Here is a 12,211-nt window from a genome sequence, read left to right as displayed (position 1 = left end):
TCGGCCGACTCCGCTACGCTGCGTCAACCGAAAGGCAACGCAGTTCCCGCAACAACCAAGAACAAAGACAACACCCAAACCAAGCCGTTAGCCACCGTCAGACTCTCATAGAAACTGGCTCAAGCTCCGGGGGCAGATCACGGGCAGGCTGTTTTGACGTGGGACGCACGGAGGAACTGCGGCGGGCGCACATCACGCCCAGCCTCATTGCGGCCTCCGGTCTGGGCTGGGATTTCTGTGCGGGGAGAGTTCCGCTCTCGGACCTGCAGCCCGTGGGCAGAATGCAGGAGAGGCAAACCAAGCCGCTTCCTCTAGGGTAATACCCTCAGCAGAGGAAAACGGTTTCGTGTGTTGATCCGGACGCAAGTCACCTGCCGCGATCAGACTCAGCCCCGAAAGGATCCTGCCTTTAATTGATGAACTGCGGTGCCGCCGGGAGAGTCATGGCTGGGAGCGCCGGTTTTCAATCGGTTCTGGGTGCCGCTCCGCAGGCGGTTGAGCACCGCCCTTCACATCTTAGTTTCCTTTCCTTGCGATGCCTCATGGGTGCCCGACCAGAGCCGGTTAAAAACCGGCGCTCCCAGTGCTGCAGAGTGAATCGGAAGTGCGGTCCGTTTTCAAGGGGGCGTGGCTAAATGCGGGGGCTCCTGGAGGAATTTGCTGCCTTGTTCGAGGGCTGGGGCCTGCGTCATCGGGCAGGTTTCAGCACGCGCGTGATCATCTCGTAGCTGGCCTGGCGCTCGGCATCCGGGAAATCGTGGTCGGAGTCGGGATGAAGGATTTTGAGGTGTGACTCTGCCCCGTGGAGGCGGAACAAGGGCAGAGCTGCGGCTGCGATGCGGTCCACGCTCTGCCACTGGAAGTTTGAGTCCTTCAACGGCGCATTTACAAACACGTACCGCGGGGCGAGGCAGGCGATGAGTTCGTAGTGGTCCCACGGGCAGTCCTGGGGGCGGCCCAGGTAGTCCGCCATGCGCAGCATGTAGCGCTCCTGCACGTAACCTTTGATGTCACCGCCTTTGTAATCCAGCAGGGAGTCAAAGCCGCAGCTGGAAACGATGACTTGGATCCGGTCGTCAAACACGGCGGTGAAGATGGCATTGTGCCCGCCCAGCGAATGCCCGATGGCGGCGTAGCCATGGCTGCGATCCACGAAGGGCAGGGAATCCAGGTAGTCGAGTCCGCGAATGTTGTCCCAGATGGCCTTCATGGTGCCACTGGGCATTTTCAGAGCTTTCAGATCTGGCTGGTAGTCCGCCAGCAGCGGGTAGCTGGGAGACAGCGTCACAAAGCCCTGCTCCGCCAGTTCCTGCGCATACTGCCGGTGCGGCTTGCCACCCAGACCGACGACCACTTTGAAGCCGATGTTGTTCTCCGTGGGGTGCAGGCACAGCACGGCCGGCGTTTTTGTCCCTGCCAGCGCCGTTTTGGGAACGCACAGATACGCCGGCACCGTGCCGCCGGGCTGAGCGGTGTAGGTGATGAGCCGCCGCACGTAGCTGCCGCAGTCGGTTTCCTCCAGCACCTTCGGCTCCAGCGCACAGCGCATTTCGGGGCCGGGCAGGGGACCCGCCACCTGCTGAAAGCCCGCCAGTGCCTCCCTGCGGCGCAGCTCCCACTCGGCCGGTGTGGTGGCGATCTTCTTGGTGCCGTCTGTGGCGTGATACTCCAGCAGGTTCGTCCGGCTCAAACCCCGCAGCGGCGGAATTTCTTCGGCAAAGGCTAGGCTGCAGGGAAGGACAAGAGCGAGGGTAAACAAAACGCGGCGCATGGGAGCCATACGCCGCGTTCCTTCAGGATCTTCGTTCGCGCATCGCGACTGTCGTTCGTCAGTCGTTCGTCAGTCGTTTCTCAGTCGTTTCTCAGTCGTTTCTCCGGCCGCCGAGCATGATCATCACGTAATAGAGGAACTGCCCGAGCGCGCTGATAAACGCCGCCACGTAGGTGAGCGCAGCGGCGTCCAGCACGCTGCTCATGGCGGCCGTTTCCGCGCCGGGGGCCACGGCGCCTGTGCTGGCAAGTACGCGCTTCGCACGGGCTGTGGCGTCAAATTCCACCGGCAGGGTGATCAGCTGAAACACCATCACAATGCCAAAGCAGACGGCGAGCACGGGCAGGGCGATCCGGGGCATCAGCCACAGCAGCCCCATGCCCATGAAGGGAATGATCTGCCCGGCGATGGTGGTGATGCCCACCGCCGCCATGCGCCACTGCAACGGCGCGTAGAGCTGCTGGTGCTGGATGGCATGCCCGCACTCATGCGCGGCCACGCCCAGCGCCGCCACGTTGGTGCCGTAGTAGTTCTCCTCGCTCAGCATGAGCTGCTTGTTGGAGGGATCATAGTGGTCGCTGAGCTGGCCTCTCACGGCGTGGATGGTCACATCGCGAATGCCGTTCAGGTCCAGGATGCGCTGGGCGATCTGCGCGCCGGAAAGGCCGGAAAGCGCCGGCACCTGGGAATAGCGTGCGTAGGCGGACTTCACGCGCCAGGAGGCGTAAACGGAAAGCGCCATCGTGCCAAAGAATATCAGGAGATAGAGGGGATCAAAGTACATGGGGTCGGAATTCGGATTGGATTTGAGAATAGATACGCATGAAGCCCGCCTTCTGGTAGTATGAGCGCATTGCAAAACTGAGCGTAGATTGTCACACAAAATCACGTGTTGCTTCCTCGGCTGCCTGCGATTGAATCTGACCTTTCATGGAAAAAAACGCCCCCGCACCCATCTCTCCCACGGAGCCCATCATCTGCCGCGTCACACGCTGGTACTTCCGCCGTATGAGCATGATGGCCGGTCTGCTGCTGGTATTCGGCGGCTTGTTTCTTTATGATGGCCTTTGGGGCTACCCCAAGGCCGTGGCCATCGCACAGAAAAAGGAATGGTTTCTCAAGGAATACCAGCCCTCGTTTGAAGCCGCGCGGAAAGAAGGGCGCATGCAGCAGTGGGTGGCCGATGCCGAGGCCAGGGGACTGCCCATCGGTGTGGATGGAGATCTTCCGCGGTGGAACAGCTACGCCGCGAAGAATGGCTGGCCTGAGGAGCCCGCTCACTATAGCGACCATGAGATCGCCGAGCAGTTCTACTTTGCCTACGGCTGCTTTGCCCTCGGGCTCATTCCTCTGGGCATGATGCTGCGGAATCGGAACAAGGTGCTGCGGGGAGAGGCGGACTTCTGGGTGACCCCGGAGGGTGTACAGATCCAGTACACAGACGTCCACCGTGTGGACAAGCGGAAGTGGGAGGTCAAAGGGCTCGCCTACGCCTGGTATGGCAAGGAGGGCGCCGCTCCCAAACGCGCTGTGTTTGACGACCTCAAGTTCGCCGGTGCGGACAAGATACTGGACCGTTTGCTGAGTCGTTTCAGCGGCGAGCTGATCGAAAAAGTCAGCGAAGCAGCCCCTGCGGAATCTGCTCCTGTGGAGTCCGAAAAATAACGGCATCTCTTGGCTTTTGAAAAAGCCGGGAATTTCCCCTTGCCAAAACAAACTCAGCCGCTAAAGCTCCGCCCCATCCCAACAACCCCCATCTATGGCAGAAAACATCACAGAAAAAGTCCGCGACATCATCGTTGAACAGCTTGGCGTGAATCCCGAGCAGGTCACCCAGGAAGCCAAGTTCATCGAAGATCTCGGTGCTGACTCCCTCGACACCGTTGAACTGGTGATGGCCTTCGAAGAAGAATTCGGCATCGACGTCCCTGACGAAGAAGCTGAGAAGCTCCAGTCCGTGGGCGACGTCGTCCGCTACGTGGAAGAAAACGCGGAGTAATTCGCCGCCTCTTTCTCAAACACTTTCAAAGAAGCCAGACGGGAAACCGGCTGGCTTTTTTGTTGGTGGTAAAGTGATGGATGGCCGTGGTGTTTGGACGGCTTTATTTGGAGCCGAAGCGGAGCGTAGGCAGACAGCTATAGGCTGCCCCGAAGGGGTGGGCGCAGCGAATCAATGCGGGTGTGCAGCGAAGAATGAGCGCAGCTACCGCTTTCCGGAGGCTGCTAGGCTCACGAACACCCAAGACATTTCAAAGCAGTCTCCACTCGGCGCTCGCAGGCTGCGTCTGTTTACGAGAACTACGAGACTCTCGAAAGCGGCAGCTTCGCGTGCCGCAGTCCAAGTTCGCTCAGCATGACTGCAGCGTCTTTATTCCTATGCGGTGATCAAGATGATCCCTCTCCTCCCTCCCCGCCATCCACCAAATCTCCCGCATCACCGGCTCAGCGAAAGCCGGATGAAGACTTTCGCTTCGTGGCCGCTGCCGGGAGTGACGGGCACGCTGAAAATGTGGGTGCTGCCGCTGCCGGTGTCGGGGATGCTGGTCCAGCCTCCAGGCTGCAGGGTCTCGCTCCACTGCGCTGAATAAGTCACGCCGCTGACGCCGCCGGGCTCAGTGAAGGTGAGCTTGAACGTGCTGCCGTTGTGCACCGGCGATGGCAACAGCCGGGAGGCGCTGTGCATTGGATCGAGCCCAAAGGCGTACTCGGCGAGGTTGGCCACGCCGTCCTTGTCCGGATCCGCTTCGTCCGCCGCATTGCCGGTGCTGCTGGTGGTGCCAAAATACGCCATCCTCCAGCTGTCGAGCGCTGTCAGCGTGGTCACGGCAGCCGCGGCACTGTAGCTCGTGCCCAGGCTGTTGGTCGCGTAAACCTTGAAGGTGTAGGCGGTGGCCGGCTGCAGGCCTGTGGCGGTGGACTGGATGGTACTGCCTGCGCCGCCACTGCTGCCGCTGATCAGCGTGGTGACGCCTGTGCCGCCGATGATGGGATCTGCATTGGCGGATGTCGCGGAAATGACGACGCCGCGCTGCGTGATCGATGCGCCGCCTGTGTGCACCAGAGTGCCGCCGAGTGATGCCCCGCTGCCGGCGACGGCATACACCGTGGGCTGCGCCAGCACGGGCGGTCCCGTGGGCGTGGTAAAGGTGCTGACGGGGCTGGTGTAGCCGGTGCCAAGGCTGTTGTCCGCATAGGCAGCGAAGGAGTAGGCGGTGTTTGGCAGCAGGCCGGTGATATTCACGGTGAAGGTGCCCGTGGTGCCGGAGACGGTGGCGGTTTGCACACCTGTGCCGAAGAGACGTGGGTTGTTGTTCACGGACGTGGGCGCATAGACCACACCGCGAGTCATGGTCAGGCCGCCGTCGCTGATGACCGTGCCGCCCAGTATCGCAGTCGTGCTTGTGATGCTGGCGCTTGTCGGCGTGTCCACTCGCGGCGCGGCCGTCGGCGTGGAAAAGGTGGTGACCGGACTGGTGTAGGTCGTGCCCACACTGTTGATGGCATACGCCTTGAAGCTGTAGGCAGTGTTCGGCGTCAGGTCCTGCACATCCGCAGAAAAGAAGTCCAAGATACCCGGATCGGAATCTGCCAGCCGCTTGGTCACGCCCGTGCCGCCGATGACGGGGTTCGCGTTGACGGAAGTCTTGGCAAACACGACTCCGCGCTCCGTGATGGCCGCGCCACTGTCGCTGGCCATGTGAGCGCCCAGGCGTGCGTAGGTGTCCGTGAACACCGTTGCCGTGGGAGTGTCCAGCGCCGGCGGCCCGGGCAGCGTGGTGAAAGTCGTCACCGGCTCCGTGTAGGCCACGCCCAGGCTGTTGATGGCATACGCCTTGAATGAGTAGCCCGTGCCCGGCACCAGGCCGCTCACCGCCTGCGTGAAGGCGCCCGTGCCCGTGCCGGAGCGCACCACCCGCGTCACGCCCACGCCACCGATCATCGGGTTGCTATTCGTTGTGGTGACGGCATACACCACGCCGCGTTCTGTGAGACTGTAGGGGGAGTAATACGTGGCCGATCCTCCCAGTGTGGCCGTGGTCTGTGCCACCCCCGTCACCGTGGGATTGCTCAGCAGAGGCAGCCCCAGTGTGGTGAAGGTGGCCGCCGGACTGGTGTAAGCTGTGCCCACGCTGTTGGTCGCATAGGCTTTGTAGGAGTACTGTATGCCGGGCTGCAGGCCCGTGACACCCTGCGTGAAGATCCCCGTGCTGGTGCCGCTGCGCACCACCTTCGTCACTCCGGTGCCGCCAATCGTGGGATCGCTGTTCTCCGCCGTGGTAGAAAATACCACTCCGCGTTCCGTGAGGGTGGCGCCGCCATTCGCCGTGACGGTGCCGCCCAGCGTCGCGGTGGTGAAGTTGAGGCTGGCTGCCGTCGGCAGGTCCAGGGTCGGCAGCGCCGGCGTGGTGAAGCTGGACGCCGGGCTCGTGTAGGTGGTGCCCTGGGTGTTGCTCGCATACGCGCGGAAGGAGTAGGCCGTGCCTGGCGCCAGGCCGCTCACATTCACGGTGAAGACGCCGCTGCCGCCGCTGCTGGCCGGCGCATCCACCACGCCCGGGTCCCCCAGGGCAGGGGAGCTGCTCACCGCCGTGGGCGCATAAACCACGCCGCGTGTCGTCGCCAGCCCGCCCGTGTCCGTCACATTCGCCCCCAGCGTGGCGCTGCTGCTGGTGATGCCTGTGCTCGTGGGCGTGGTGATCACCGGCGCGGAGGTCAGCGTGGTGAAGGTGGCCACGCTGGTGCGGCCGTCTCCGGCGCCGTTGCTCACCTGGGCTCTGAAGGCATACGTCGTCCCGGCGGACAGGCCGGTCACAGGCACCGTGAACACACCCTCCCCGCTGCCAGCGGCCACCGTCGTCACCCCCGTTCCGCCCATTAGCGGATTGCTGTTCACAGCGGCCACGGAGTACAGGATGTAGCGGCTCGCGTCAGGCGCGTTGCCATCGTCCGTCACATTTGCCCCCAGCGTGGCACCGGTGGCCGTGATGTCCTGCCCCGTTGGCGTCGTGACCACCGGCAGCAGCAGCGTCGTAAAGGTGCCGGGCGCCGGCGTGTAGGCTGTGCCCGAACTGTTGGTGGCGTAAAAGCAGAAGGCGTACGCCGTGTCAGGAGTGAGTCCCGTGAGCCCCGTGGCCAGCGACCCTGACTGTGTGGCGGAGAGAATCGTCCGGCTCACTCCCGCGCCGCCGATCGTCGGGTTCGCGTTCACGGCCACGGGCGACCACACCACACCGCATTCTGTGATCGTCCCGCCGCCATTGTTCGTCACGGCACCGTAAAGGTTCACCGTGGTGCTGCTCACGTACAGGGCCTGTTTGTAGCTGTCCATCACCGGCAGATCCGGCCCCGTGGTGAAGGTGGAGACCGGCGCTGTGAACACCGTGCCCGCGCTGTTCGTCACATAGGCGCGGAAGGAGTAGGCGGTGAGCCTCGTCAGCCCCGTCGCACTGACCGTGAAGGCCCCGGTGCCATGCGGCCCGCTGGCGGGGAAGTCCAGCACGCCTGTCCCGCCGAAGTCCGGGCTCGCATTCACCCCCGTAGGCGCGCACAGCACACCGCGCGCGGTGATGGCACCGCCGCCGTCGCCCGTCACCGTGGCCCCCAGCGTGGCCGTGCTGCCGGCGATCTGCGTGCTCGTGGGCGTTCCGATGCCCGGCAGCGCCACCGCCGTGGTGAAGGTGGAGACCGGCGAGGTGTAGCCCGTGCCATAAGCATGCGTGCCGTACGCGCGGAAGGAGTAGCTCGTGTTCGGCAGCAGCCCGGAGAACAAAATGCTGAAGGCCCCCACTCCTCCTGTGCTCGTCAGCCTGGTCACTCCGGTGCCGCCCACCGCCGGATTGCTGTTCGTGGCCGTGGGAGCCAGCACCACGCCGCGCTCAATGGTGCCGCCAGACACGCCGGTGTTTACCAGGGTGGCGCCCAGAGTCGCCTGCGTGGCCGCCAGTCCAGCCACCGTCGGCGTGTCCAGCACCGGCGGGCCCGCCAAGGTGGTCACGGAAACCGCCGGCGTGGTGTAGGTGGTGCCCAGCGCGTTGGTGGCATAAGCCTTGAAGGAATGCAGCGTTCCAGGCATCAGGGGAGCCGTCAGGGTGAAGACGCCCGTGGTCCCGGATGTCGTCACTTTCACCACGCCCGCACCGCCGATCACCGGGTCACTGTTCGTCGCCGACGGCGCAAACACCACGCCCCGCTCCAGGATCGGCGAGCCGCAATCCGAGGTCACATTCCCGCCCAGCACCGCCGAACTGTTCGTCACCGAGGTGCTCGTCGGCGTGCTGATCGTCGGCGCCGTCGGGGCGGTGGTGAAGGTCGCCGTCGTGGAGTAAACGGTGCCCATGTTGTTTGTGGCATAGGCGCAGTACACATACGCCGTCCCCGGGAGCAGGCCCGTGGCGCTGACGGTGTAGGTGCCGGTCTGGCCGGCAGTGGTGAAGCTCGTCATGCCCGGCCCGCCCGTATAGGGAGTGCTGCTCACGGACTGAGGGCAGCACACCACGCCGCGTGCGGTCAGCGTGGTGCCACCGTCCGTCACCACCGTGCCACCCAGCGTGGCCGTGGTGGTCAGGACCGCCGTGCTGGTGGGAGTGGTGACCGTGGCCTGCGTCCGCACGGTGAAAGTGCCGGAGCCGTTGGTCAGCGTGCCGCTGAAAGGCGTGCCACTGGAGGTGCCGCTGTAGCTCCCGCTCATCGTGTAGGTGCCGGCATAGGCGCTGGTAAAGGTGAGCTGCGCCGTGGAGTTTTCCGTCTCGGTGAAGCCCGTGGCCACCGTGTTGGCCCGGTAGCTCAGCGTGGCCGTGTTCGCGCCCGTCTTGGTGTAGGTGTAAGTCCCCGTAGTGAAGGAGCCGTCCGTGAAGGTGGTGGCCGAATCAAACAACATCGACCGGTTCGTGGTGATCTGCTGCTGCGGCATCGAGTCATACACCGTGCCATTGTACGTGGCCACCGCAGGCACAGGCATCGTGCTCGGTGCAAACTGGGCCTGCACCTGCGAAGCCAGCGCCAGGAGCACCAGCGCCCCCCAGCACAAGGAGGCGGGCGTAAGGCAAAGCCCGGTTGGTGCCCCAGAATAATTGCGACATCACTCCGGCTAAAGATGCATCCCCATGCCTTGTCAACGGTCAATGTCTAACGGGCCGAAAGTGCTTCGCGTAAGTTGGCGGCAAGTCGCCATCAGCACCCTCAGGGAATGCCTGATGACTGCGTCTAACCGGGCCGTTCATGGCATGCGCGGGGGATGGTGAGGGAGTTGGTGCTGGGGGAAGGGAAAAAAGGGGCATGCCTCAGCGCTGGCTGGTGCATTCGTTGCTCATCCCATCGAGCAGGCGCGGACTATTTCACCTGGGTGCGCAAACCGCGCTGTCACTGAACGTTTCTAGACTCCATCCACGGAAAATTGGAAAATGACTCGGGACAATCACATACTCAATGCCGCCAGTGGCACCGGCTTCAGTCGCAGCGCTTCAGGCGCAGTTCACCGCTCTTGGGGCCTTGGCTTTGGATTCCTTCTTTGCAGCTTGTGGCTGCATGCGGAGCCTCAGCGTCGCGAATTTTCTCTCAGTGTTTCGGTGGATGAAAAGACCCAGACGGCGTCGGTTTCCATGTCCGGAAGGAGGATCCTGGATCAGGATTTGAAATGGCTTGGCATGCCGGCGGAGACCCAAAAGTTTTCCATCTGCACTTCTTCGCCCGAGTTGATCTCCAGGAAGGGATTTGCCGAAGCATTCGCACGGGTGCCGCTCAAAGAAATCTCGGTCTCAAACCTCCCCGGGAAAGACATGGATTTCGTGCTGGCGGTCGGAGACATGAAAGGGCTGCAAAGGCTGCACATGCACTTCAACACCCTCTCCGCCTCGCTGATCGAGACTCTCGGCAAGATACAGCGCGCGCCAGAGGACGGCCTCCTGGAGTTGTCGATCACCGTGAACGCCGGCAGCGTCGGCATCTCTGCGGAGGACTTGCTGAAACTGGACGGACTGGCCGCCTTCACCACCGTGCGTTTGACGGCCACGTTCAATGCCAAGTCCTTGATCCAGCTCGCGCGTGAGCAGGCCGGAAAGCTCAAGCACGTCTCCGTGCTGACCTCGGAGGACATGAGAGCATGGCTATACGCTCCCGCGGCCTCGAAGTAATGCCCCCCAAAAGGGCAGACCATTCATTCCATCCCCGTCCCCTCCGCCTCGCTGCCCCTCTGCGACAAAATCGAGCATCTAAGTGCGCAAAGACGAGGTGCTGCTGGGGTTGCGTGGGAAGGAGTTTTGCGTGTCTGCGTTTCAGAGAAATTGTGGGCAGAAAGATTCTTCCAAACTTCTGATTCTGAAATCTTTCTACCCCTAATTTTTCTACCTTCTTTCTGCTGTCTGGCCCTGGGGCATTATGCATGGGAAACCGACACAGCTACATCGCTGGTTCGCCCGATGCGATGGCCCTCGGCGGAGCGATGGGTTCAAGTGCAGCCAAGCACCTCAACCACGAACAAAACGGCTGACGCACGTGGCGGAGCAACTTGAAACTTTAAACATGAAACTTTAAACTCTGCCCGATGATCGAGTGCGAGCAGGTGTACGAGGACAATTCTCCTTCGTTGGCAAGTCCTGGCCTCTTTCCGCCTTCTAAAACTAAAACCTCAGCACAAACTCGCCTTCCTTCTGCAGGTGCAGGCGGTCGCGGGCGGCCATTTCGAGGTAGGCGTTGTCGCTTTTGATCCACTCCATGCGGCGCAGGAGTTTGTCGCGGTCGGCTTGCAGCGCATCGCGCTGGTCTTTGAGCTGCTCCAGCTTGCTGCGCATGGCGTTCTGCGTGTCCATGGGATTGTCGCACAGGACGTACACCACGGGCACCACCAGCAGCAGCAGGACGAAGCGGGCCACCTTGAGGAATGCGCGCATCCAGCTTTCCCAGCGTGACTGAGGCTCTGATGCGCGCACTTCTCGGTAGTTCATAATGGATCGATGAATGAATGGGGCTGATTAGACCTTCATGCGGCCGCCGAAGATGGCGTTCTCGCCCAGTTCCTGCTCGATGCGCAGAAGCTGGTTGTACTTGGCGATACGATCGCTGCGGCTCATGGAGCCGGTCTTGATCTGGCCGCAGTTCGTGGCGACGGCAAGGTCGGCGATGGTGTAGTCTTCCGTCTCACCGGAGCGGTGGCTCATCACGGCGGTGTAGCCATGGCGGTGGGCCAGGTCAACGGCGTCGAGGGTTTCGGTGAGGGAGCCGATCTGGTTCACCTTCACGAGGATGGAGTTGGCCACCTTCTGGTCGATGCCCTTCTGGAGGAACTCGACGTTCGTCACGAAGAGGTCATCGCCCACGAGCTGGGTGTTGTGGCCCATTTCCTTGGTGATGGTGCTCCAGCCTGCCCAGTCGTTTTCGGCGCAGCCGTCTTCGATGGAGATGATGGGGAACTTCTTCTGCAGCTCGGCGTAGTAGGCCACGAGCTCGGCGGCGCTGCGCTCGGACTTGTCGGACTTCTTGAAGACGTACTTGTTCTTGGCCTTGTCGAAGAACTCGGAGGAGGCCACGTCGAGCGCGATGAAGATGTCTTCACCCAGCTTGTAACCCGCCTTGTCCACCGCCTGGGCGATGACTTCCAGCGCGTGGTCGGCGCTCTTCAGGGTAGGGGCGAAGCCGCCTTCGTCACCCACAGCGGTGCTGAGGCCCAGATCGTGCAGGATCTTCTTGAGGGAATGGAACACCTCAGCGCCGTAGCGGAGGGATTCGGAGAACGTAGGAGCGCCCTTCGGCATGATCATGAACTCCTGGAAATCGATCGGGGCATCGGAATGCGCGCCGCCGTTGATGATGTTCATCATCGGCACGGGGAGCACCTTGGCGTTCGGGCCGCCGATGTACTTGTAAAGGGGGATGCCCATGGTCGCGGCGGCAGCCTTGGCCACGGCGAGGGAGACGCCGAGGATGGCGTTCGCGCCGCACTTGGCCTTCGTCTTGGTGCCATCGACTTCACGCATGGCGTTGTCGATGCCCACCTGGTCGCAGGCGTCTGCGCCGATGATGGCGTCTGCCAGCTCATTGTTCACGGCATCGACGGCCTTCAGCACGCCTTTGCCCAGGAAACGCTTCTTGTCGCCGTCGCGCAGCTCGAGCGCTTCGTGCTCGCCGGTGGAGGCGCCGGAGGGGACTGCCGCACGGCCCATAGCACCGCCTTCGATGTAAACGTCCACTTCAACAGTGGGATTGCCGCGAGAGTCGATGATTTCGCGTCCGATGACGCGCGAGATGGTGAGTTCGTCCATGTGGATAGATTATTTAAGTTTTGCTAATTAATTCGGATTTTTCAAGAAAGGTTTCCAGAAATCTCCGGGGGGGGGCTTCATTACACGGGTGCAGCGGACGCTCAAATGGTAGTTTTTGACGATGCAGCAAGATGCGCGCCATGTGCGGCGGGGGGAGGGGGCGCTCTGAATCCTCCTCTTCCTCCCG

At 62.3% G+C, this 12,211-nt stretch carries 8 protein-coding genes; 3 read left to right on the top strand and 5 right to left on the bottom strand.

Annotated features, from left to right (window positions below; genetic code table 11):
• Positions 1 to 688: 688 nt before the first annotated feature.
• Positions 689 to 1,771 carry an alpha/beta hydrolase family protein gene (locus tag ACILSO_RS07840; protein WP_395736827.1) on the bottom strand — a complete coding sequence of 361 codons (1,083 nt, stop codon included), beginning with the start codon at positions 1,769 to 1,771 and terminating at the stop codon, positions 689 to 691.
• 91 nt (positions 1,772 to 1,862) lie between these two features.
• Positions 1,863 to 2,555 carry a zinc metallopeptidase gene (locus ACILSO_RS07835; protein ID WP_395736826.1) on the bottom strand — a complete coding sequence of 231 codons (693 nt, stop codon included), beginning with the start codon at positions 2,553 to 2,555 and terminating at the stop codon, positions 1,863 to 1,865.
• A gap of 146 nt (positions 2,556 to 2,701) precedes the next feature.
• Between ACILSO_RS07835 and ACILSO_RS07830 the strand changes: the two genes are divergently transcribed.
• On the top strand, positions 2,702 to 3,436 hold the full coding sequence (locus ACILSO_RS07830; RefSeq protein WP_395736825.1) for a hypothetical protein: 735 nt from the start codon (positions 2,702 to 2,704) through the stop codon (positions 3,434 to 3,436).
• Positions 3,437 to 3,530: 94 nt separating this feature from the next.
• Entirely contained in the window at positions 3,531 to 3,770 is a 240-nt protein-coding gene (locus ACILSO_RS07825; protein ID WP_294399132.1) for an acyl carrier protein, read from the top strand.
• A 435-nt stretch (positions 3,771 to 4,205) separates the two neighbouring features.
• On the opposite strand, the gene ACILSO_RS07820 is transcribed toward ACILSO_RS07825, so the two are convergent.
• Positions 4,206 to 8,780 (bottom strand): beta strand repeat-containing protein, encoded by a 4,575-nt coding sequence (locus tag ACILSO_RS07820; RefSeq protein ID WP_395736824.1) that lies wholly within the window; start codon positions 8,778 to 8,780, stop codon positions 4,206 to 4,208.
• A 391-nt stretch (positions 8,781 to 9,171) separates the two neighbouring features.
• On the opposite strand from ACILSO_RS07820, the gene ACILSO_RS07815 reads away from it, so the two are divergent.
• Positions 9,172 to 9,900: a hypothetical protein gene (locus ACILSO_RS07815; protein ID WP_395736823.1), complete on the top strand. Its 729-nt coding sequence runs from the start codon at positions 9,172 to 9,174 to the stop codon at positions 9,898 to 9,900.
• 486 nt (positions 9,901 to 10,386) lie between these two features.
• On the opposite strand, the gene ACILSO_RS07810 is transcribed toward ACILSO_RS07815, so the two are convergent.
• Positions 10,387 to 10,710 (bottom strand): septum formation initiator family protein, encoded by a 324-nt coding sequence (locus ACILSO_RS07810; protein WP_395736822.1) that lies wholly within the window; start codon positions 10,708 to 10,710, stop codon positions 10,387 to 10,389.
• Positions 10,711 to 10,737: 27 nt separating this feature from the next.
• Entirely contained in the window at positions 10,738 to 12,024 is a 1,287-nt protein-coding gene (eno, locus tag ACILSO_RS07805) for a phosphopyruvate hydratase (protein ID WP_395736821.1), read from the bottom strand.
• Positions 12,025 to 12,211: the final 187 nt, after the last annotated feature.

The sequence above is a fragment of the Prosthecobacter sp. genome, assembly GCF_044226605.1.
Taxonomy (GTDB): Bacteria; Verrucomicrobiota; Verrucomicrobiia; order Verrucomicrobiales; family Verrucomicrobiaceae; genus Prosthecobacter.
Note: the sequence above shows the minus strand (reverse complement) of the source record. Positions and strands in the feature narration are given on the sequence as shown.